This is a genomic window from Uruburuella testudinis (assembly GCF_022870865.1).
GTDB lineage: Bacteria > Pseudomonadota > Gammaproteobacteria > Burkholderiales > Neisseriaceae > Neisseria > Neisseria testudinis.
In genome coordinates this window covers 1,218,703-1,241,450 of record NZ_CP091508.1, presented here as the reverse complement: position 1 = coordinate 1,241,450, position 22,748 = coordinate 1,218,703, and the positions used below count along the sequence as shown (strand labels likewise).

The window sequence follows — 22,748 nt, the reverse complement described above, 5'->3', positions numbered from 1 at the left end:
AAAGTACAGATACAAGGCAAAAAACGCAGCAAGATGGACATCTTGCGAGGATTTTTAACACAGCAGATGTGCTTTTAGCGCAAAAAAGATGATGATATATGAATTGTCATGACACCCTAGGCCGTCTGAAACCGTTTTCTGTTTTCAGACGGCCTGAGGGTTTGATAGCCCGTTTAAAAAACGGCTACTACAACTTATTCGAAAAACAACCCGACCAAATTAATTTACCTTATCCACTTGCCCTTAGGGTGTTTTCTTCATCCCCCTATGGCTTATTTTTGTGGACGGGTATCACAAGCCAAGCCGGGCAATTTCAGGTATCATTCTTACTGCCCTTTTCCTCAAGCCGACACCCATGCTGCAAACCGACAACCTTACCGCCGCCGCACCACAACGCATCATCAGCGCCCAAAACATCTCTTCGCAAGAAGAGCTGCTTGAGCGCGCCCTGCGCCCGAAAACGCTGGCCGACTATATCGGCCAGGCCAAAGCCAAAGAGCAATTGGCCATTTTTATCGAAGCGGCCAAAAAGCGCGGCGAAGCGCTCGACCACACGCTGCTGTTCGGCCCGCCCGGTTTGGGCAAAACCACACTGGCGCACATCATCGCCAAAGAATTGGGCGTTAACCTGCGCCAAACCAGCGGCCCCGTGCTCGAACGCGCCGGCGACCTGGCCGCCCTGCTGACCAATCTCGAACCGCACGATGTGTTGTTTATCGACGAAATCCACCGCCTCAGCCCCGTGGTAGAAGAAATTCTCTATCCCGCGCTGGAAGACTACCAGCTCGACATCATGATCGGCGAAGGCCCCGCCGCCCGTTCGGTCAAAATCGACCTGCCGCCGTTTACCCTCGTAGGCGCCACCACCCGCGCCGGCATGCTTACCAATCCGCTGCGCGACCGCTTCGGCATAGTTTCGCGGCTGGAATTTTACGAACATGCCGATCTGGCCACCATCGTCACCCGTTCGGCACAACTGCTGCAACTGAATATGGGCGGCGAAGGCGCAATGGAAGTAGCCAAACGCAGCCGCGGCACCCCCCGCATTGCCAACCGCCTGCTGCGCCGCGTGCGCGATTACGCCGAAGTGAAACACAGCGGCGTGATTAACGCTGAAACCGCCGATGCTGCCCTTTCGATGCTGGATGTGGATGCAGCCGGGCTGGATGTGATGGACCGCAAGTTTCTGGAAGCGATTTTATACAAATTCAGCGGCGGCCCCGTCGGCCTGGAAAACGTGGCCGCAGCCATCGGCGAATCCACCGACACCATCGAAGACGTTATCGAACCTTATCTGATTCAGCAAGGTTTTCTGCAACGCACCCCGCGCGGCCGCATGGCTACCGAACGCAGCTATCGGCATTTCGGGCTGCCGGTCGAAAAATAACGGCGGCTCATCTTTGATCAGTTTTTCAATCGCTGCTCGGCAAACAACCTTACGGGGCGCTACCCTGCTTTCCGCCGCATGCTGTTCAAATATATAAAAATAATACACGTTGATGTAAGGTATGCGGCACAGCCTCGCACGATTTGAAATTTATTGTTTTGCGTCATACCCATTCACAAAAATAATCTCACGGCGTCGACCTGCCTCATCGTACTGTTTTACTGTCTTCCGCTCGCCGCCTTGCTCGCTTACTTTTATGAATAGATATAATGCAATCAACAAAGGCCGTCTGAAAATATTTTCAGACGGCCTGATAAACAACATATTCCGATACTACTGCCATTGAAGATTGCAGCGTTTATTGATGCCGGTAAAAACGGCTTTTAAAATAAACATCCGCCCCTTCACGCAACAACACCAGCGTTACCGCCGCCAAAGGCAAGCCGATCAGCATGCCCACAAAGCCCATCAGCTGGCCAAACGCCAACAACGAAAAAATCACCCAAAACGGCGACAAACCAATCCGGTCTCCCACAATTTGCGGCGTGATAAAAAAGCTTTCGATAAACTGGCCGACGGCAAACACTCCCCACACCATCAGCAAACCCTGCCACGAGCCGAATTGCAGCAAAGCCGCCAATGTAGCCAGCAACAAGCCGGTAAACGCCCCCAGATAAGGCACAAACACCAAAATTCCCGCAATCATACCGATGGCAAAACCCGAATCCAGCCCGGTCAGCATCAGCCCCACGCCGTAAATCAGCCCCATCACCAGCATCACCGTGAGCTGCCCGCGCAAAAATTCGCCCAACACCTTATCCATATTGCCACTGATGCGGGTGTAGGTATCGATATAACGGCGCGGCACCAGCGCACGGATGCCGTGCGACCAACGCTGCCAATCCAGCAAAAAATAATACAGCAGAAACGGCAGCAGCAGAAAATTCGTCACCCCGATCACCAAAGTGCTGCTTTGCCGCATCAGCGTAGGCGCGAATTTCTGCACCGCTGCATTCAGCGAGCCGGCATGCGATTGCAGCCATGCCATGATAGAGCCCGTATCCAGCGCCACCCGCTCATTGGTAAACTGATTCACCCAAGGCAACAGCACATGCTGCACAAAATTAATCATTTGCGGCAGGCGCGTTACCATATTATTAAACTGATTAATCAGCATCGGCACAATAATCAGCACCAACGCCAACAAAACAATCAGTGAGAATATCATCACCAGCATCGAAGCCAAGCCGCGCTTCATTCCTTTATCGCGCAGCTTTTCCACCAACGGGTTCAGAATATAAGCCAATACCGCCGCCACAATAAACGGTGTCAGAATATTGCCCAGCGCATAAAACAGCCACACCACCACCGCCAGCACCGCCACGCCAAACATCCACGGCCTGATACCGCGCACTTTCTTTTGATACATACCCGATTCCTTTTGAAATTGGCGCAAGCATACCAGCTTAACCGCCTGCCTGACCAGCCGGCACAACGATAAAACAGCTTTCCGGCAATACCGGCAACAAGATTTTACCGGTATCGCAAGCTCCATTTTTCAACACAACAAAAAGCAGCCTGAATTTTTCAGACGGCCTCTGCAAATAAACGGCAGATTCGGCACACAAACACAGCTTCAACATCCGCCCTGATAAAATATAAAGCCCAAACCGGCGGTCAATAAATTTGGCAAAATGGATTATTTCAACAGCAGCTGCCTAAACGCAACGGCAAACATCAGGCCGTCTGAAACCATTCAAACGCAATTAAATAAACATTCCGTCGTGTAAACGCAGCGCGCGCCGCCGCATCGAATGTTGTCGGCCTTTTTTCAGCCATGCAAACGCAGCTGTTGCCTTCTCCAAACTCCCTGCCCGCCAAGGTTGATTGGCTCGGTTTCGCCGGCAGTTTCTCAGAAAGCATTCAATCTTTACTATAGCACGACCCACACAAGAATCATTTCAAAATATTCAATAAAATCAATCATCGCCACCTTTACTGCATGCTCATAAGCACAACTGTTCGGCGATTCGATAATCCGGCCTTTGCAACATTTGTTTACCGCAACCGTTATAAATACACCATCATCACGCTAAGAATCATCCGATAACAGGCCGTCTGAAACATTTGATTCCGGCCAATCCATCATCTGGCGCCCAGAGCGAAATCCCGGCAATCCAGCGGCAATAAAGCGGTTTTTGCAACAGTATGGCCTTCAGCCTGCCGCCCTGCCCGCTGATTTTTGATGCAGCATAAAGACTTATCCCCATTCACAACAATAAACCAACAAGGCAGCGGGCCGAAGGCAGTACAGCCAGTATGGGGCCGGTTGGCTTGGCGCTTCAGCGCGGTTAGGTTATTTTGGTGAATGGGTATCAAACCCGAGTCAAACTTCAGGATTTTTTCAACATCATAAAAAACATACCCATCAATGTGGGTATGTTCCGTCTCAGCCCGGCTGCCGTGCTTGATTTTAACTTTCAAGCTCCACTGCTGCTTTCGTATTCAGGGCGCTTAAAAGGCCAATTCCGCTTTCAACCATAAGGTGCGCGGCATGCCGAGCACGGCGAAGCTGCGGTCGTATTGGCCGCGCTGCACCTGCCAGTAATTTTTGTTGAACAGGTTTTCCACCGAGCCGCTGACGGTCAGCTGATTTTTGCTGCTCAGCTTGGTGCTGTAGCGCGCGCCCACATCAACAACGGTATACGACGGGAAACTGTATCTTTTTGCGGTGTCTTGATACGATTTGCCGTAATGCTGCACATGGCCGTTTAAGGTCAGGCCTTTTACAAACGGGGTATCCCATTCTACACCGGCTTTGGCCACTACCTTCGGGTTGGCTACCTGAGTGCCGTTTACCAAGTTGTCTTGATAATTGGGATAATCAATCAAATCAGATTTCAAATACATCAAGCCAAAACTCGGGCGCAGGGTTTTATCAAACAGATTGGCATAAATATTGAATTCCACCCCGCGGTTGCGCTCTTTACCCTGCTCCGAACCGGCGTAAGCAGAGCCGGCCGCACGTCTTGCGGCAAAATCTGTGCCCGATGCGGTATTGCCGCGCCAGTAGCCGGGGCGGGTAATCTGAAAGGCGTTCAGCGTGGTCACAAAATTGCCCCAGTTTTTGCGCACACCGATTTCAAATTGGCGGCTCACACGCGGATCGGCCATGGTAGTCTCATCGGTGATGCTGTCGGTGCTGACGGCACCCGGCTCCAAATCTTCCATGTAATTGCCATATACCACCCAATCAGGCGTGGGCACCCATGCAGCCATCACCATCGGGCTGAAGCGGCTTGCATCGGCATCGGTGCCGGCCACTTTGTTTTTCTGATCCACCATCTGGAAGCGGCCGCCCAAAGTGAGGCGGTATTTGTTGCCGGCAAAGCCCAGGGTGTCGGACAAGGCCAGGCTGGTTACTTTAACCTTTGAATTAACTGTCGGATTCGGATCCCATGCGGTGCTGTAATCGGCATTCAAAGCAGCCAATTGGTCCGCAATATTTCTGCTCGGATCAATGGTCAGATTATTGCTGCTGGCCGAAGCGCCGCGATAAGTGAGGCGCTTGCGGTTGACGCGGTCAAGCGCGGTGCTCCAATTATGGCTGACGCTGCCGGTTTCAAATTCGCCGCGCGCCGATAAATTCATGCTCAAGGTTTTAAAGCGCTGGTCGGTCAACCGAGAAGTGCCGGTGCGGTAGTTTTGGCCGGTTGCACCTGCAAGCGGCGAAGCCAAAATGCCGGAATAACGTGCATCGTTATAGCCGATACCGCCGCTTACCTGAAAATCATAATCGGTGTCGTATTCAAAGGTAAACATATTGGTTTGGCCGCGCGTATTTTGATACTGCCAGCCCGGCACCAGATTAATATCGCCGTCTAAGGCATCAAACAGGCGGCCTTCGGCATTTTGAATATCTTGGATGCGGGCTCGGCCGCCGTTGGTTTTGCGTTTGGAATAAATAGAATCAAATGCCATACGCAGTTTTTCGCCGCGATAATCAGCATTTAAGGCAAATTCTTTATTGTCTTCAGAATAACCTTGCCGTGGCGTATCGCCGTGGCGCAGCTTGCCGTTAACCCGCACGCCCCATTCTTTAGCGGCGCCGAACCGCTGCCCCAAATCAAACGTGCCTTGTGCACGGCTGTCGCTGAAATAGCCGATGCCGATTTTTCGGTTGCCCCCATCGGCCGCTTTTTTGGTTTCGATATTCACTGCGCCCGACACCGCACCTTCAGGATCCATACCCGTTACCGCCGTGCTGGCGCCTTTAATCAGCTGTGCCGAAGCCACCTGCACGCTGGATGTGCCCTGCGTGCCGTACATACCTGCCAAACCGTTGACGCTAAACTGGCGCGAATCAAGCTGATAGCCGCGAAAATAGAGGCCGGTCAGTGTGTTGGTTTCACCGCCGAACGACCATGTAGAAGCATCGTTTTTTGCCACCACATCCACCAGCGTGCGCGCTTCGGTGTTGTTAATCACTTTTTCATCATAGCTCACCACCGTAATCGGCGCGGTAAATGCATTGGCTTTGCCGAGCAAGCCCAAGTTTACGCGGTCGCGCAGGTCGCCGTCGCTGGCAATCGAAAACGAACGGGTGGCTTTGCCGCTCACCCGCACGGTTGGCAGCTGCGCCTGCGCTTCTGCTTCTGCATCATCGGCCGCTGCTTCTGCACCATGAGCCAGCATATTGGCAAGCAGCAGCGGAATTAAAGCCAGTTTGTGTGTCATTGTGTATACTCGCATCAAAAAGAAATAAAAATACTTTGCGCTTGAGAATTGTATTCAATCAGCTTAATTTTCGTTATTATATTCTTTTTATCGGCATGCTTTCATCAAAAATATTGCAAAACGGCTATTTAAAACCATTATGTTGCGTTTTCATAACACCCGCGCATGCTGCTTGATGATGGCAGTAGATTTTGCCGCACAAAAAGTAATAAAATTTCACAAGTCTTATCTTGTGCAGATATTCAGATTTAAAATCACTCATCCTATTGATATAGCCGTCTGAAAATGATTTCAGACGGCCTCATACAAAGTTTCTCATGCAAAAATGGCAAATCGAGCTACAGGCCACACCGCTGTGGCTGTTGCAAACATTCTGCGGTGTGGTGCTGGTGCTCGCGCTGGCGGTGTTTCTGCTGGGCAAAACCCGCTTCGGCAAGCAGTTTTGGCAAATTCTCAAGCCCTGCCTCAATAAGCGCAGCCGCGGCAAAATCATCTTGCTGCTGGGCGTGATGGTGTTGCTGCTGCTCACTGAAATCCGCCTGTTTGTGTTAAACACTTTTCTCTACAACAGCGCCTACAGCGCCTTGCAAGACAAGCTCGCGGCCGTATTTTGGACGGCGGTGCTGATTAATGCCGCAGTGATGCTGATTCGCGCGGTCAACGGTATTTTCAATGATTTTTTGGATCAGGCGCTGGCGATTAAATGGTCGGAAAAGCTCAACGGCATCTTAACCTCGCGCTGGCTGGCCGATAAAAATTATTACAGCCTGCAAATGCTGCGCCATGCGCCTGATAATATCGATCAGCGTATTCAACAAGATGCACAGGATTTTATTGTGTCGACCATCGAATTTGTACGCGGCATGCTCAATTCGGTATTGTCTACCATTGAATTTACCATTGTGCTGTGGGGCCTGGCCGGGGTGTTGCCGGTGTTCGGCATTGAAATTCCGCGCGGCATCGTGTTTTTTGTGTATATCGCCATTTTGCTGGCCACCGCCGTTGCCATGTGGATCGGCCGCCCGCTGATCCGCGCCAATTATGACAATGAAAAGCTGAACGGCAATTACCGTTATGCGCTTATCCGCATCCGCGACCATGCCGAAAGCATTGCTTTTTATAACGGCGAATGGCAGGAGCAACAGCAGCTCGCCGGCCGCTTTGCCGCCATTATCCGCAACCGCTGGCGCATTGCCCGCCAAAGCGTGTCGCTCAGCGGATTTAATGATATTTTTTCACAAGTGATGCAGCTGCTGCCGCTGATGCTGCAAGCGCCGCGTTTTTTTGCCGGGCAGATCAAAATCGGCGATATGCAGCAAACGGTGCAAGCCTTTGCGCGCCTGCAAAAAGCGATGTCGTTTTTCCGCAATTTTTACGGCCAATTCACTGTCTACCGTGCACGGCTGGAGCGCCTGAGCGGTTTTTTAAGCAGCCTCGAACAACCGGCGCACAGCCGCCGGGCAGCAACGGAAGAAATTTCAGACGGCCTCGAGCTGCAAAATGTGGCGCTCTACCGCAATAACGGCGAGGTGTTGCTCGATGGCGTCAACATTCACGTGCGGCGCGGCGATTCGCTGCTGATACAAGGCCCCAGCGGCTGCGGCAAAACCTCACTGCTGCGGGCATTGGCAGGATTGTGGCCGTTCGGCAGCAGCGGCACCATCCGCCACCCGGCGCTGCGGCAGATATTATTTGTGCCGCAACGCCCTTACACGCCGCAGGGCAGCTTGCGCGAAGCCATCTGTTATCCCGATATCAATCCGCACCACCCCTTACTGGCGGCCACCCTGCACGATTGCCGGCTCGGCCACTTAACCGGCAAACTTGATGAACTCAGCGACTGGCAACACCGCCTTTCGCCCGGCGAATTGCAGCGCATCGCCTTTGTCCGCATTTTGTTGGTGCAACCGCAGGTGGTGCTGCTGGACGAATCCACTTCCGCGCTCGACGAGCCAACCGAAGCCGCCTTATATGCCTTAATCAAAACCCGCCTGCCCGACAGCATGATTATCAGCATCGGCCACCGCAACACACTGGCCGCGTTCCATAATCTCAGCCTGAATGTGGGGCAGACAGCTTGCGCCTAGGGTATCCTGACCATTCAGAATGACTCAGATTTTTTGTGATAAAAGTACAGATGCAAGGCAAAAAACGTAGCAAGATTGGGCATCTTGCGAGGCTTTTTAACGCAGCAGATGTGCTTTTAGCGCAAAAAAGATGATGATATATGAATGGTCAGGACACCCTAGGGCATCCTGACCATTCGTTTATGAGGGAATTTTGAGTCTTTCATTCAGCGCACCAAGCCCCCCGTTCCGCCTTCTACAAGCTGATGAATTCAGCGATATCGGCTCAAACCATATTGCCCGGCTACCATTAGGCCGTCTGAAAACATGAACCGCACGTTTAAGCTTTCAGACGGCCTTATCTTTCATGGCATACCCAATCATGTGCCTAAAAAGGCGGCTTTTCGCTTGTAAATACCCAAACAGCCAAAATTACGGTAATATTCAAGCAAACCATTCTGCCGCTTTCAGACGGCCTTTTTACGACATTGAAGGAACCCGAATCATGCTCAAACGCCCCGAAGAATTCATTATGGCCATATTGGCCGCACTGTGGGTGGTGCTTACTTATTTTGCTGCCGACTATTTCGGCGCCCCCACCCACACCGCGCTGCTGATTACCGCGCTCACCCTGATTTGGGCAGTGGTGTTTTTTATCATCTGGCAACGCAATGCCAGCCGCATGATTTGGCCGATTTTCCTCGGCCTGCTGGTGGCCTGCTGGTGGCCTTATCTCGATTGGTATGCCGTCAGCGATATCTTGATGCCGGGCGCCTCGAGCGATACCATCGTTATCACCAAACCGTGGTATGCCACTTGGACTTTCAAAATTATCATCGCCGTGATTCCCGCTTTATTCGGCTACGCCGTGAAATGGAAGTTTATGCGCAAGCAGCCGGTTTCCAATATTCCGTAACTTGCCGCCATACAAGCAACAGGCCGTCTGAAAATCTATTCAGACGGCCTTTTGATAAGGCATATGGCTTACACCCATTCACAAAAATCACCTGATTTCGGTGAGTCTTGGCTATAAAAAAGCACCGCCTTATCAAGCCGATAAACTGCACTTGCGCACCCTCTTCAGTTTATCCCCGTGATGCATTTATTTGAGTTTGACTATCTCTCATGGATTACCTTATCCCAAACTCACGTTACTGAATGATTTCGCAATTGCCCGTGGTTTGATAGGCTTGAGCCGCGCTTATGCTGCGGCAGCGGTAAGCCTCGCCGGCGCTGCTCATCCATATGGCCAGGGTATAACCCGTATGCTCCCGGGGTATCGCCAACAGGTTGTAACGGCGGTTGGCGGCGGCATTGGGCATGGTTGCAGAAATCCGGTATTTATCTTCCACGGTGTTTTCCAGACGAAGATTCGCCACAAACTGCTGCAAGCCCGCTTCGGTGGCGGTATCTGCCGCATTGCCGCCGGTATCGCTGCCCGCCCCGCTCGGATTGGCAACCCGGAAACGCTTGATGGCATGATGGATATTGACCAACTCTGCATGGGCGTTGGCCAAATGGCCGCGCTCCATATAGCGGGCATAAGAAGGCATGGCAATGCTGGCCAAAATGCCCAACACCGCCACCACAATCATCATTTCCATCAACGTAAACCCACGTTGGCCCGGCGGTTTCTCCATCATATACTCCATTAAGAGGCCACTTCCACATAAGACTGCACCGTTACCACCGTGTTGGCATTGCGCCCCCACGCACGGGCAGTTACCCGGTAAATCATGCGGTCGTCGGTTTTGGCATCGATAAATTCGATAATGTAACGCGGCGGCCTGCTGACTTCGGAGCCGGCAGCATAAACCCGGCCGTTGCTTTCCAGGCAGCCGCTGTTACCGCATTGCCGCTCCCAAGCCGCTACATTGGAGCTGTCGGCGCCGATTGTTACACTGCCCTGCGTAGCGGCCTGCGCCCCGGCAAGCGTACACAAGCCGCCGGTGCAGTTTTGCGTAAACGCAGGATTACCCAAATCGGCAATATCTCCCTCGCCTCGGCGCAAAGCCGCTTCAGCCAGCGACATCGCCATTTTCCGATCGGCATCATTGCTGCCGATGCGCATTTCCGTGTTATACGACTGCGTCACCGCCACCACCAAAAAAGCGATCACGATCATCATCATCAACACGATAAACAAGGCGAAACCCTGTTGCGGCGCTTTGGCATGGTTTAAATGGCACGGTCTGCGCATATGTTTCCCCCGCGAACGGTTGCATCGATATTGTAAACATGAACACCGCCGGCAGCGTCGCCGACCGCTGTTTGCGCGGCCACATCATTGCCGCCGTTGAGCGTGATGCGGATAATTGCCGGCGCAGCCACGCCCTCTCCTTCTGCATCGTTGCCGGTTTTTAATGTATCGGTAAATTCAAATGTTTCTTCCGCCGCCGCTTCTGAAGCCGCACCGATAACGGGGCAGTTATTGACATAACCGTATTGGATGTCCATGGCCTCAATGCCCGGCATCAGCAATTGCGGATTGCTCCAACCGCCGTTATCCGCCAATTGGAAACGGAATAAACCTTGCTGCTCCCCTGCCGTGCCCAACACATAAGCATTAACCGTATACCGCAATACGGCAAACTCGTTGGCCACCTGCGCGGCACTCAAAGCCGGCGCGATATTGCCGATGTTCAAGCGGTTATTGCTGCGGCTGACGGTATAGACAGCCGGCCGGTCGAGCACGGCACAGCTGCTGAAGACCAAAGGCGTGCCGTTGACGGCGGTTTGCAGCGGATCACCGGCCGGTATCTGCAACTCGGCACCGTTGGCGGTTAGGTTGATAATCGAAGCCGAACCAACCCCATATTGAAACACCAGCGCCTCGGATTCCGCTGCAAAGCCCGCCGGGCTGAACTCGGCTGCCGCCAAGGCTTTCACCGGCACCAATGAATTCTGCCCCGGCACGCTCAAGCGCAAAGCCGCCTCGGAATCTGCTGCCTCACTGACCGCATCCGGCCGGTAGGCAGCCATATTGAAGCAGCCGAAACTGCCTGCCATACGGGCATCGCGCACAATCAGATTGGCCGTATTACGCAAATCCTGCTGCACATTCAGGCGCGCCAAAGCCGTATCACTGAGCTGGCGTGAAGCAAAATAGCCCGATCCGACGGCAATCAATACAATCATGCTCAAAGCGCTGGCCACTAAAAATTCAATCAGGCTGAAGCCCGCCTGTTTCGCGGCGGCAGCCGGGCGGGCGGAGTATATTTTTTTATGGTTTATCATTGTGTTACCCTAGCCTGATAGGTGTATACAAAATAATCGCCGTCGGTATTGAGCCCGGGGGTACCATCACGGTTTTCTTCGTTATCCATCAGCCAGGCCACTTTAACAACCGTCGGCGCATCGGCAGCTGCCGTGCAATTGGCCGCCATATTGCCGTTGCTGACGGTGGGCGCGCGACCGGAGCTGTCGAGGCAGATGGCGTAAAAAACCTGTCCGCCCAGCGCGCTGAATAATTCCTGTTGAAATTGGCTGATCTGCATCCGGCTCAGCGCAAGTTTGCTGATTTGCCCTGCGCCGTCATAGCGCACCGCCCCTCCACTGCTTTGGATTTGTGTGCCGCCGGTCAGATAAGCATCATAAGATTTAAGTGCCCACCCCGTAGCTTCTCCGCTATTATCGGCAGCCGCCGATAAGGTGGGGTTCACCAGCATGCCTTCAATCAAGTTTTGCACAGCCTGCGCCACGATGGTTTGGCTTTCCGCCTCACGCACGCCGGCCACGGTTTTCAGCTGCGTCGCCAACAGCGCCAACACACCGATGGCCAACACAAACATGGCAACAACCACTTCCAGCAGCGTCATGCCGCTTTGGGCGGTTTTCAGACGGCCTCTTGCATAAAAGGCGGATTGGTTTTTTAAGATGATTGTTTCGGTTGCGGTTATTTTCATGGTGGCCCCTCAATCACTGCTTGCTGCGGCTGCAAATCGGCACAGCGCGCGCGCATCCCGTTTGGCGCATACTTCGGCACGGCCGCTGCTGTCGACCAAAACCACGCTGGCACGGTTGGTGCGGGCGGCATTATCGACTGCGCGGGCATCGGTCAGCGCAATTTTGATATAGCCGTCGGCCACACTCAAGGCGCCGCCGGCCGAGGGCATATGGCCGAAAGAGCCGTTGGGCAAAAAGCCCCACACTGAATCGGCGCCGGTGCGGGTGCCGGCAAAATTATAGGTTTCGGCAACATAATCTGTTTGGTTGCTGCCTGCATCATTCAACACCACGGCGCGCAAAGCCACATCGGCATTGCGGTCATAAAAGCCGCTTTTATCGGTATCTGCCCACGCGCCCAAGCCGCGGCCTGAAAACCCCAGATTGCAATAATTATCAGGATTGCCGTCAACACGGATCTGCACCGGGCAAACATACACCGGCGCATTTAACCGCACAGCTTCGGCACGCGCAAAGCGCAAAAGATTGGCCACCTGCTCGGCCTGTCCGGCCACACGGCGGGCGGCGAGCCATTGGCTCATATTGGGAAGCGCGATGAGCGCCATAATCGCAATGATGGTGATGACCACCAAAAGCTCGATAAGGGTAAAGCCCCGTTGTCTGAAATGCATGAGTAATATGCCTGAAATGGTTTCCTGAACGCCACAAATCATGCCGGCGGCAAACAGCCCTCAAGTAATGTATGTGTTTTATAAAAATTATCGGGGCATTTTAAATGAAAATACCCCGAGATGGCTAACAAAATATGAAATCCGCCTATTAGCAAGGCCAAACCTGTATCAATCTTCCATCATCGCTGCCTCCGGCACGAAGGCAGCATTATCAAACTTGGTAAACTGCCCCATAAAGGTGAGAAACACCTTGCCGGTAGGGCCGTTACGGTGTTTGCCGATAATGCATTCGGCCAAACCCTTAAGCTGGGTTTCGGCATTATAATATTCGTCGCGATACATAAACATAATCAAATCGGCATCTTGCTCAATGGCGCCCGATTCACGCAAATCGCTCATCATCGGACGCTTGTCGGTGCGCGATTCTACTGCGCGGCTCAACTGCGAAAGCGCAATCACCGGCACCTGCAATTCTTTAGCCAAAGCCTTGAGCGAGCGCGAAATCTCGCCCAACTCGGCGGTGCGGTTTTCGGCGCGGCCGGAAGAGCCCTGCATCAGCTGCAAATAGTCAATCACAATCAAGCCCAGCTTGCCGCCAAACTGACGCGCCAACCGGCGGGCGCGGGCGCGCAATTCGAGCGCGGTCAGGCCGGGGGTTTCATCGATAAACATCGGCGCATCCGACAATTTCACCACCGCATCGTTCAGACGGCCCCAATGCTCATCCTGCAAAGCACCGGTTTTCAACACATGCTGATCGAGCCGCCCCACCGAGCCGAGCATACGCATCACCAACTGCGCACCGCCCATCTCCATTGAAAACACCGCCACCGGCAATTTGGATTCCACCGCCACATGTTCGGCGATATTGATCGAAAATGCGGTTTTACCCATCGAAGGCCGTCCCGCTACAATCACCAAATCGCCCGGCTGCAAGCCCGATGTTTTTTTATCCAAATCGATAAAACCGGTCGCCACACCGGTAACCTCGTCCGGATTATCGCGCGAATAAAGCATATCGATGCGCTCCACCACCTCTTTGAGCAGCGCCGGCATTTCCAAAAAGCCCTGCTTCGATTTGGCCGTGCTCTCAGCAATCTGAAACACCTTGTTTTCTGCCTCATCCAGTAATTTTGCCGCATCACGGCCTTGCGGATTATAAGCACTGCGGGCGATTTCCGTGCCCACTTCGGCCAGCTGGCGCATAATCGAGCGCTCGCGCACAATCTCGGCATAGCGGCGGATATTGGCCGCCGAAGGCGTATTTTGCGCCAGCGTAATCAGATAGTTGAAACCGCCGGCCGCTTCCAGCTCGTCATTGCGCTCCAGCGCCTCCTGCACCGTAATCACATCTGCCGGGCGGCTTTCGTTAATCAGATTGGCAATGGTGCGGAAAATCACCCGGTGCTCGTGACGGTAGAAATCTTCCCCCATCACCACATCGGCAATGCGGTCCCACGCTGAATTTTCCAGCAGCAGCCCGCCGATCACCGACTGCTCCGCTTCCATCGAATGAGGCGGCAGTGACAACGCACTGACTTCGCGGTCTTCAGACGGCATCGTATCCACATAATCATTCATGACACTCATCCTCATCGTTGTTAAAGCGGCATTATAACGGCTCTGCCTCTGCAAGAGTACGCTCAAATCAGCAATAATTTTTATTGGTCTTTTAAGCCCGAAGCGGGTAGAATTTAACCCGTATCTGTATCCAAAAATACCGACTACGCCATAACATAACCGAACAACCACACCAACCACAAACAGGAGCTGGATAATGGAACACAAACTGCCCGAGCTGCCCTACGCACTGGATGCACTGGAGCCTCACCTTTCCAAAGAAACCCTGGAATACCACTACGGCAAACACCACCAAACCTACATCACCAACCTCAATAACCAAATCAAAGGCACTGAGTTTGAAAATCTGTCTTTAGAAGAAATTGTCAAAAAATCTTCAGGCGGCATGTTCAACAACGCAGCCCAAACCTGGAACCACACCTTCTACTGGCTCGGCTTTACCCCCAAAGGCCAAGGCAAACCCGCCGGCGAACTGGCCGCCGCCATTGATGCCAAATGGGGCAGCTTCGAAGCCTTCCAAGAAGCCTTCAACACCTGCGCCGCCGGCACATTCGGCTCAGGCTGGGCTTGGCTCGTGAAAAACAGCGACGGCTCATTGGATTTGGTATCCACCAGCAACGCCGCCACCCCGTTAACCACCGACGCCACCCCGCTGCTGACCTGCGACGTATGGGAACACGCCTACTACATCGACTACCGCAACAGCCGCCCCAACTACCTGAAAGGCTTCTGGGAAATCGTTAACTGGGAAGAAGTGGCCAAACGCTTCGCCGCTTGATTCCGATTGAATTGAATCATCAAAGGCCGTCTGAAAGATTATTTTCAGACGGCCTTTTTGCATCTTCGCTTTTTTCAGACGGCCTTGCATGTTGTTTCACACATGCGAAACCCACAGGATTTTCAGCCCTATCATTTCAGCTATCGCAACGGTTTTGATGAGGTTACCCCCATCCTACATATGATTCGCAACAGCCGCCACTAATGCTCGGAAAAGCTTCTGGGAAATCGTTAATCGGGACAAAGTGACCAAACGCCTCGCCGCTTGATTTCGATTGAATTGAATCATCAAAGGCCGTCTGAAATAAATTGAACTGCTCCTGAATAAGTTAGTTAAGATGTCCAACTTTTGAGGAGCAGTTCAATTATTTCAGACGGCCTTTTATTCAACCCCCACCGTAAATCCGCTACAATACAGGCCATCTGAAACCTGAGGCCGATATCATGCCAAGCATCCCCATCCACACCCAAATTGCCGTTATCGGCGCAGGCCCTGTCGGTGTATTGGCGGCTCTGGCTTTGCAGCGCCAGGGCAAGCAGGTATTGCTGATTGAAGCGCGGCCGCAACATGCCGACATCCGCGACCGGCGCACGCTGGCTTTATCGTTTAACAGCGTGCGTGCCTTTGAGCAGGCGGGCGTAGACTTGCCGCCCTGAAGCCACTACTGCAATTGAGAATGTGCACATTTCGCAGCAGGGCGTGTTCGGCCGCACCTTATTGCTCGCCGCCGATATGGGCGTAGCCGCGCTGGGGCGCACGGTGGATTATGCGCTGCTGATGCGCCAATGCGAGGCGGCGCTTGATGTGCAGCAAACACCGGTATTGTGGCAGACACAGGTGCAAAACGTGCGTACGCTCAGCCGCTTTGCCGAGCTGGATATTGTGTGCAACGGCAAACCGCACAGCCTGACTGCCGATTGGGTGGTGCTGGCCGAAGGCGGCCGCCTAACCGACAATCTGCCCGGCCTCAGCCGCCACAGTTATGATTACCGGCAATCGGCGCTGGTGACCACGCTCGAATTTGAGCACGGCAATGATGGCACTGCTTACGAGCGTTTTGCCGACAGCGGCCCGTTTGCGCTGCTACCCTATCACAATGCCTACCGCCTGGTGTGGACTCGCTCGCCCGCCGATGCCCAAGCGCTGAAAGAGATGCCGTTTGCAGATTTCGCCCAAGCTTTCGAACAGGCGTTCGGCAACCGTTTGGGCCGTCTGAAAACACGCGGTGAAGCGGCAGTATTTCCACTACAGCTCAAGCAGCTGAACAAAGTATACAGCGGCCGCGTAATCTGCATCGGCAATGCCGCTCAAACCATGCATCCTGTGGCGGCACAAGGGCTGAATTTGGGGGTGCGCGATGCGCTGGCGCTGGCACGCTGTTTTGATGCGCCGCACAGCCTGCACAATCATCACTTGGCCCGGCAATACGCCGCCTGCCGCCGGCTCGATGCGCAAGCCATTGTCGGCTTTACCCACAGCCTGGTAACCTTGTTCGACCATCCCGATGCCGTGCTCAAACTCGGCCGCGGCGGCGTGATGAGCCTGCTCGACAGCCTGCCTGCCGCGCGCAAAAAATTTACCGAACAATTGATTTTCGGGTTATAACGGCTGCTGTATGCTTTGTCACATTCGCACCGTATGGTTGCATCATGCCGATTCAAAAAGGGGCAAACGCCGCTCAACCGCATCAGTCGGGCTGCCCGCTGACCATCGTGCCGCATACCCTACGGGAACATCAGGCCGTCTGAAAAGATGTTTTCAAGTATTTGAAATTTCATATTTTTTATTAAAAACCCATCACAAACATAAATAAAGTAAGGCGGCAAGCTACCACGCGGCGCTGATGAAACCGCCCCTGCCGCCTTCAATAAAAAAAACCGACAAGGAGACCAACATGCTGACCTTGCAAGACTCAACCGTTTGCCTGATGCCGCTTGCAATCGAACATTTCGATGCGCTCCTGAAAATTGCCGACGAATGCCCCGACACCTGGCAATACACGCCCAACACCGCTCTCGGCGCCGAAAACATGCACAGCTATATTCAAAGGGCGCTGGTGCAACGTGCGGCCGGCAGCCACTTGCCGTTTACGGTTTTATTGAAACAAAGCGGCGAAATCGTGGGCAGCACCCGTTTTTATGATATTAACGAACGCCATAAAACCGTCAGCATCGGCTACAGCTGGCTGCATACCAAAATGCGCGGCAAAGGGGTAAACCGGCGCGCCAAATTTTTATTGTTGCAGCATGCGTTTGAAAAATGGGACATGTGCCGCGTAAACTTTACCGCAGATGTTAACAACACCACCAGCATCAGCGCCCTGCTCAACATCGGCTGCACACTTGAGGGGGTGTTGCGCAACGATATCGTGCTGGCCAACGGCAAACGCCGCAACACCGCCGTGCTCAGCATTTTGCAGCACGAATGGCGCAGCAGGGTCAAAGACATGTTGGCGGCGAAGATTGCAACAGAATAGGATTTGCCGTATTCCGCCCGCAAGCCGCATATCTTAAAAATATCCCGAAACCTGGGTGGGTGGAGCTTGCCGGGTGGAGCTTGTTTGAACCGTTCTGTCGGTTGATGCAGAGCTTCGACGGGCTCAATCATCTACAATCTGAAAAACGTCGGATTCGAGAACCCGACCCACAGGGTGTAGCGCGTGGGTGCTGCTCACGAAACCCTGTGCATGCAAAGGCCGCCTGAAAAAAAATACCTTCAGACGGCCTTTGCTTATATTCAGGATAACACCCATTCACAAAAGCAAGCGAACAAGGCAAGCCAACGCCGTTAGCAAGCAAGGTCAGATACTTGTATCCGACAAATGGTTCGATATTCTTGTGATGCTCAATGATTTTGGCCGTCTGAAACATGTCGGATTCAAGAATCCGACTACAGGGTGTATGTGGGTTCTGCCCACAAAACCCTGTGTATGCAAAGGCCGTCTGAAAATAAACGACAACCCGCTCTACAGTAGCGGGTTGTCGTTTATTTTCAGATACCGGCAAGCTTTACTCTGCGGCTTTGTTTTCCGGCACTTCATCAGCTGCCGTGTCTGCCGTGTCTTGCGGTTTTGCTTCTTCAACCGCCGTTTCGGCAGCTTTGGCTGCTTCGGCGGCCTTGCGCTCTGCTTGTGCGGCAGCGGCCTGTTGCACAGCCGGATGCTGCTGGGCGATGGCCTGCTCTTCGGCCGTCACTTCGCCTTTAAAGCGGTTGTTCAAATCAAAACGCTTGCCGCCGCGCGCCAAGGCTTTCAGATAACGCGGCCGGCGGCAATGGTTGGCCAACACGCGCGCAATCAGCGTGGCATCAAACTGCGGCAGGGCAGCCACCAAGTCTTGGTCGATACCGAGCGCCAACGGCTTGAAGCGCTTGAACACATCGTATTTATTATAGATATGATCCGCAATCATGTCCGTTTGCTTTTTTTTGCTCATGGTTTGAACGGCAGATTTCAGGGCCGCGCCCAAAGCGGTTTCTTGTGTCATTTCTGGTTTCCTGTGGTAGCTACTTCTTACAAGCCAGGTGCGCCTGCAAATTCAGGCGGCATTGTAGTATAAACTGAATGTTTTGGCTAAGCTTTTTATTTTGTAAAGTGTATGTTAAACGGCATGCCCGAGCGCAGATGGTGTTCCCGCTTCAGCGGCGCGCAATATCCGGCGTGTTCACGGCCACATCGGCATTTTGCGCGCGCTGGCGCAAAGCATGGTCGATTAAGACCAGCGCCAGCATGGCTTCGGCAATCGGTGCGGCGCGCAGGCCGACGCAGGGGTCGTGGCGGCCGTGGGTGGCGATTTCTACCGGTTTGCCGTCGATATCGATGGATCGGCGCGGGGTGGCAATGCTGCTGGTGGGCTTGATAGCAAAGTTGGCAGTGATGGTTTGGCCGGTGGAAATGCCGCCGAGAATACCGCCGGCATGATTGCCGGCAAACCCGGTGGGTGTCAGCTCGTCGCCGTGCTCGCTGCCGCGCTGTGTCACGCTATTAAAGCCTGCACCGATTTCCACGCCTTTAACGGCATTGATGCTCATCAGTGCGTAAGCGATATCGGCATCGAGGCGGTCGAACACCGGCTCGCCCAAGCCCACGGGCACGTTACGCGCTTCGACACGCAATTTTGCGCCCACCGAATCCAGCGATTTGCGGATGCTGTCCATATAGTTTTCCAGCTCGGCAATCTGGCTTTCGTTGGCAGCGAAAAACGGATTTCGGCCGATGTGTTCATAGCTTTCGAAAGCGATTTCCTGCTCACCCACTTGGGTAACGTAGGCCACGATTTCGGTGCCGAATGTTTGTTGCAGCCATTTTTTGGCAATGGCGCCGGCAGCCACGCGCGCGGCGGTTTCGCGGGCAGATGAACGGCCGCCGCCGCGGTAATCGCGGGTGCCGTATTTGTGCCAATAGGTGTAGTCGGCATGGCCGGGGCGGAATTGGCGGGCGATGTTGCCGTAATCTTTACTGCGCTGGTCGGTGTTGCGGATAAGCAGCGCAATCGGTGTGCCGGTGGTTTTGCCTTCGAATACGCCGGAGAGAATTTCCACTTCATCGGCCTCGCGCCGCTGGGTAACGTGGCGGCTGGTGCCGGGGCGGCGGCGGTCGAGGTCGGTTTGGATATCCGCTTCATCCAAGGCCAGCCCCGGCGGGCAGCCGTCGATAATGCAGCCCAGCGCCGGGCCGTGGCTTTCGCCGAATGTGGTGACAGTAAAGAGTTGTCCGAATGTATTGCCTGCCATGATTGATTGCTCTGCCAAATAAAAACAGGCGTTGAGTGTAGCATAAAATGCAAGTTTCAGGCCGTCTGAATACCCTGAAAAAGCAAACCGGCTGAAGGCTGCCGAGTGGTTTTTTCAGACGGCATCAAACCATATAACTTTTGGTTCTAAACTCATACATTCCCGTTCTTTCCTTTTTTCAGACGGCCTCCGTAAAATACACTGCTAATCTGCCTCAGCATATTCATACATAATATAAAGGATAATAAAACATGGCCCGTTTAACCGTACACACTGTTGACACCGCCCCCGAAGCCGCCCGCGCCCGCGTGGAAACCGCGCAGAAAAACAACGGCTTTCTGCCCAACCTAATCGGCGTATTGGCCAACTCGCCCGCTGCACTGGCGATGTATCAAGATGTAGGCGCCATCAATGCCGGCACCAGCCTCACGCCCGGTGAGCGCGAAGTGGTGCAGATTACTGCTGCCGTTATCAACCAATGCGGCTTCTGCAAAGCCGGCCACACGGCGCTGAGCACCAAGAAAAAACTGCTGGAACCGCAAGCCATCGAAGCGCTGCGCAACACTGATGCCATCGACGACCCCAAATTGAACCGATTGGCTTTGTTTACCCAATCGGTGATGGCCAACAAAGGCAACGTGGGCGATGATGAATTGCAAGCCTTTTTCGATGCCGGCTACAACCAGCAGCAAGCGCTGGAAGTGGTGCTGGGCGTGGCCTTGGCTACGTTGTGCAACTATGCCAACAATCTGGCGCACAACGAAATCAACCCCGAACTGCAAGCCTACGCTTAATCTTTTTGCTTTGTTCAGACGGCCTTTACCTGCATTAAGGCCGTCTGAAAACAAGCATGATCAAAAAGGACTTTCCATGACCTCACGCGCCGAACTGATTGAATCTGTACGCAATCTCGTCAAAGCTGATTTACGCCCGCTGGTTAACGATATCGACCGCAAGGGCCTGTATCCGCAAGATTTTATGCACAAGCTCGGCGGCATCGGCGGTTTTGCCTGCGTGGGCACGGAAGCAGAAGGCGGCAACGGCCTCGGGCTGGCCGCGCAAATCGATGTGATTCGTGCTGTTGGCGGCGAATGCGGCGCAACCGCATTTTCCGTATGGTGCCAAACCGCCTGCGCCTGGTATCTGCACCAAAGCAGCAATCCGCAAGTGCGCGAACGCTATCAGCGCGATGTTTTGCAAGGTAAAAAACTGGCCGGCACGGGCATGTCGAACACCGTCAAACATTTGGCCGGCATTGAAAAACACCTGTTGCAGGCCGAAAAAACCGAAGGCGGCTATATTGTCAACGGCTCGCTGCCTTGGGTGTCGAATATCGGCGAAGATCATGTTTGGGCTTCTACCGCCCAAATCGGCGGCAGTTATGTGATGTTTATGACCGGCGGCCACGCAGAAGGCGTATCGCTGCAAGCCTGCCCCGAATTCTGCGCCCTCGAAGGCACCCGCACTTTCAGCGTGCGTTTTGAAAACGTGTTTGTTTCCAACCAAGATCTGCTTGCCGATGCCGATGAATTTGCCAACTACATCGAGCGTATCAAATCCGGCTTTATTCTGCTGCAAATGGGCATAGGCGCCGGCATTATCGACGGCTGCCTCGGCGTTATCCGCTTGGCCAATGTCAGCGCGGGCGAAGTCAACACTTATCTCGATCACAGCTTTGATGATATTCAGACGGCCTTAAACCAAGCCTGGGCGGAAACCGAACGCTTGGCCGATGCCGCTTGGCACAACCGCCCCGAATTATTGCCGACGCTGAAGCTGCGCCTGGCCGCCGGCGAACTGAGCCTCACCGCCGCCCAATCTGCCGCCTTGCACGCGGGCGCCAAAGGCTACCTGATGCGCAGCCCGGCCCAACGCCGCATGCGCGAAGCCATGTTTGTGGCCATTGTAACCCCCGCCACCAAGCATCTGCGTAAAGAAATCGCAGCGTTGGAAGCTTAATTTGTTTCAGACGGCCTGACCTTGGTTTTATTCAGACAGGCCGTCTGAAACCCATTCAAAAAAGCCGGCATCCATCGTGCAATCAAACAAGCCGGCTCAGCTTATTTTTGAATGGGCATAACACCCTGAAAATCAAAAGGACTCATCATGGCACAATACATGTGCGGCCCCTGCGGCTGGATTTACGATGAAGAGCTGGGCGACCCCGAACACGGCCTCGCACCCGGCACCAAGTTTGAAGACATTCCCGACGATTGGCGCTGCCCTGAATGCAATGTCGGCAAAGATGAATTTTATCTGCTCGATTTTGTGATTTAGCAAACCGGGTCTTGGCCAAAGCACCGCTTCCGGCTTCTGTTTGTGCAGAAGCGCCGAAAGCGGTGTTTTTATCCAATAGATTATCGTGGTGCCTGTTGATAAAAGTTATGCCCATTCATAAAAGTAAGCAAGCATTTGTCGAATACTTGTATCCGACCAATCGTTCGAGATTCTTGTGATGCCAAATGATTTTGGCCGTCTGAAAAAATATCGGATTCGAGAAGCCGGCCTACAGGGTGTATCACGTGGATGCTGCTCACAAAACCCTGTGTGTAAAGGCCGTCTGAACACTGTGAAATGCGGTTTCAGACGGCCTTGCTTTAATGAAATTGCCGGTAGTGGTTGACAACACAGGCACAGCGCGACTTCTGCCCGCGAACCTTCTGCTTGAGTGAAACCGATTCACAAAAGCAAGCCAACCAGGCGGCGGGCCGATGGCACTACAATAAGGCAAACCAACGCAGTCAGGTTAGGTATCAATACGCACCTGCCGATAAAAAGCCCTGCATCTGATGCAGGGCTTTTCTGATACGACCAGAGTGTTCCGACCATTCGATTGATGAGGGGATTTCTAACGCAGTAAATGCGTTTTCAGGGGCAAAATATACTCATCA

Annotated in this window: 21 protein-coding genes; 10 read left to right on the top strand and 11 right to left on the bottom strand. The window is 53.5% G+C overall.

What is annotated here, in order from left to right:
• Window positions 1–355 precede the first annotated feature (355 nt).
• The gene (gene ruvB / locus LVJ83_RS05715) at window positions 356–1,387 is read left to right on the top strand and encodes a Holliday junction branch migration DNA helicase RuvB (RefSeq protein ID WP_244787164.1); all 1,032 of its coding nucleotides are present in this window, start codon (window positions 356–358) and stop codon (window positions 1,385–1,387) included.
• 358 nt (window positions 1,388–1,745) lie between these two features.
• On the opposite strand, the gene LVJ83_RS05710 is transcribed toward ruvB, so the two are convergent.
• From LVJ83_RS05710 to LVJ83_RS05700, 3 genes are all read right to left on the bottom strand, one after another.
• The gene (locus LVJ83_RS05710) at window positions 1,746–2,816 is read right to left on the bottom strand and encodes an AI-2E family transporter (protein ID WP_244787162.1); all 1,071 of its coding nucleotides are present in this window, start codon (window positions 2,814–2,816) and stop codon (window positions 1,746–1,748) included.
• A 716-nt stretch (window positions 2,817–3,532) separates the two neighbouring features.
• Window positions 3,533–3,871: a hypothetical protein gene (locus LVJ83_RS05705; protein WP_244787160.1), complete on the bottom strand. Its 339-nt coding sequence runs from the start codon at window positions 3,869–3,871 to the stop codon at window positions 3,533–3,535.
• 30 nt (window positions 3,872–3,901) lie between these two features.
• On the bottom strand, window positions 3,902–6,124 hold the full coding sequence (locus LVJ83_RS05700; protein ID WP_244787158.1) for a TonB-dependent receptor: 2,223 nt from the start codon (window positions 6,122–6,124) through the stop codon (window positions 3,902–3,904).
• A gap of 317 nt (window positions 6,125–6,441) precedes the next feature.
• Between LVJ83_RS05700 and LVJ83_RS05695 the strand changes: the two genes are divergently transcribed.
• Window positions 6,442–8,211 (top strand): ABC transporter ATP-binding protein/permease, encoded by a 1,770-nt coding sequence (locus LVJ83_RS05695; RefSeq protein WP_244787156.1) that lies wholly within the window; start codon window positions 6,442–6,444, stop codon window positions 8,209–8,211.
• Window positions 8,212–8,695: 484 nt separating this feature from the next.
• Window positions 8,696–9,106: a hypothetical protein gene (locus LVJ83_RS05690; protein ID WP_244787154.1), complete on the top strand. Its 411-nt coding sequence runs from the start codon at window positions 8,696–8,698 to the stop codon at window positions 9,104–9,106.
• Between the two features lie 235 nt (window positions 9,107–9,341).
• Here LVJ83_RS05690 and LVJ83_RS05685 read toward each other — a convergent pair whose 3' ends face one another.
• From LVJ83_RS05685 to dnaB, 6 genes are all read right to left on the bottom strand, one after another.
• Window positions 9,342–9,830, bottom strand: a complete 489-nt coding sequence (locus LVJ83_RS05685) for a PilX family type IV pilin (RefSeq protein WP_280515227.1) — start codon at window positions 9,828–9,830, stop codon at window positions 9,342–9,344.
• 11 nt (window positions 9,831–9,841) lie between these two features.
• Window positions 9,842–10,390: a pilus assembly PilX family protein gene (locus LVJ83_RS05675; RefSeq protein ID WP_244787152.1), complete on the bottom strand. Its 549-nt coding sequence runs from the start codon at window positions 10,388–10,390 to the stop codon at window positions 9,842–9,844.
• Window positions 10,369–11,427, bottom strand: a complete 1,059-nt coding sequence (locus LVJ83_RS05670; protein ID WP_244787150.1) for a PilW family protein — start codon at window positions 11,425–11,427, stop codon at window positions 10,369–10,371. Before LVJ83_RS05670 ends, LVJ83_RS05675 begins: the two co-directional genes overlap by 22 nt.
• Window positions 11,424–12,095 carry a type IV pilus modification protein PilV gene (gene pilV / locus LVJ83_RS05665; protein ID WP_244787148.1) on the bottom strand — a complete coding sequence of 224 codons (672 nt, stop codon included), beginning with the start codon at window positions 12,093–12,095 and terminating at the stop codon, window positions 11,424–11,426. Before pilV ends, LVJ83_RS05670 begins: the two co-directional genes overlap by 4 nt.
• Before the next feature lie 9 nt (window positions 12,096–12,104).
• Complete coding sequence (locus LVJ83_RS05660) at window positions 12,105–12,767, bottom strand: pilus assembly FimT family protein (protein ID WP_244787146.1); 663 nt, start codon at window positions 12,765–12,767, stop codon at window positions 12,105–12,107.
• A gap of 168 nt (window positions 12,768–12,935) precedes the next feature.
• Window positions 12,936–14,348 carry a replicative DNA helicase gene (dnaB, locus tag LVJ83_RS05655; RefSeq protein WP_244787144.1) on the bottom strand — a complete coding sequence of 471 codons (1,413 nt, stop codon included), beginning with the start codon at window positions 14,346–14,348 and terminating at the stop codon, window positions 12,936–12,938.
• 196 nt (window positions 14,349–14,544) lie between these two features.
• On the opposite strand from dnaB, the gene LVJ83_RS05650 reads away from it, so the two are divergent.
• The 4 genes from LVJ83_RS05650 to LVJ83_RS05635 all read left to right on the top strand — a co-directional run bounded on the left by LVJ83_RS05650 (window position 14,545) and on the right by LVJ83_RS05635 (window position 17,602).
• On the top strand, window positions 14,545–15,126 hold the full coding sequence (locus tag LVJ83_RS05650) for a superoxide dismutase (protein WP_244787142.1): 582 nt from the start codon (window positions 14,545–14,547) through the stop codon (window positions 15,124–15,126).
• A gap of 443 nt (window positions 15,127–15,569) precedes the next feature.
• Window positions 15,570–15,782: an FAD-dependent oxidoreductase gene (locus tag LVJ83_RS05645; protein WP_244787141.1), complete on the top strand. Its 213-nt coding sequence runs from the start codon at window positions 15,570–15,572 to the stop codon at window positions 15,780–15,782.
• Between the two features lie 22 nt (window positions 15,783–15,804).
• Entirely contained in the window at window positions 15,805–16,731 is a 927-nt protein-coding gene (locus LVJ83_RS05640) for an FAD-dependent monooxygenase (protein WP_244787138.1), read from the top strand.
• A gap of 289 nt (window positions 16,732–17,020) precedes the next feature.
• Complete coding sequence (locus tag LVJ83_RS05635) at window positions 17,021–17,602, top strand: GNAT family N-acetyltransferase (protein WP_244787136.1); 582 nt, start codon at window positions 17,021–17,023, stop codon at window positions 17,600–17,602.
• A gap of 532 nt (window positions 17,603–18,134) precedes the next feature.
• On the opposite strand, the gene LVJ83_RS05630 is transcribed toward LVJ83_RS05635, so the two are convergent.
• Complete coding sequence (locus LVJ83_RS05630) at window positions 18,135–18,611, bottom strand: ProQ/FINO family protein (protein WP_244787134.1); 477 nt, start codon at window positions 18,609–18,611, stop codon at window positions 18,135–18,137.
• A 151-nt stretch (window positions 18,612–18,762) separates the two neighbouring features.
• Window positions 18,763–19,857, bottom strand: coding sequence for a chorismate synthase (gene aroC / locus LVJ83_RS05625; RefSeq protein WP_244787132.1), 1,095 nt, complete (start codon window positions 19,855–19,857; stop codon window positions 18,763–18,765).
• Window positions 19,858–20,108: 251 nt separating this feature from the next.
• On the opposite strand from aroC, the gene LVJ83_RS05620 reads away from it, so the two are divergent.
• From LVJ83_RS05620 to LVJ83_RS05610, 3 genes are all read left to right on the top strand, one after another.
• Complete coding sequence (locus tag LVJ83_RS05620) at window positions 20,109–20,651, top strand: carboxymuconolactone decarboxylase family protein (RefSeq protein WP_244787130.1); 543 nt, start codon at window positions 20,109–20,111, stop codon at window positions 20,649–20,651.
• 76 nt (window positions 20,652–20,727) lie between these two features.
• Entirely contained in the window at window positions 20,728–21,816 is a 1,089-nt protein-coding gene (locus tag LVJ83_RS05615; protein WP_244787128.1) for an acyl-CoA dehydrogenase family protein, read from the top strand.
• A 147-nt stretch (window positions 21,817–21,963) separates the two neighbouring features.
• On the top strand, window positions 21,964–22,134 hold the full coding sequence (locus tag LVJ83_RS05610; protein WP_244787126.1) for a rubredoxin: 171 nt from the start codon (window positions 21,964–21,966) through the stop codon (window positions 22,132–22,134).
• The last annotated feature ends 614 nt before the right edge of the window (window positions 22,135–22,748 follow it).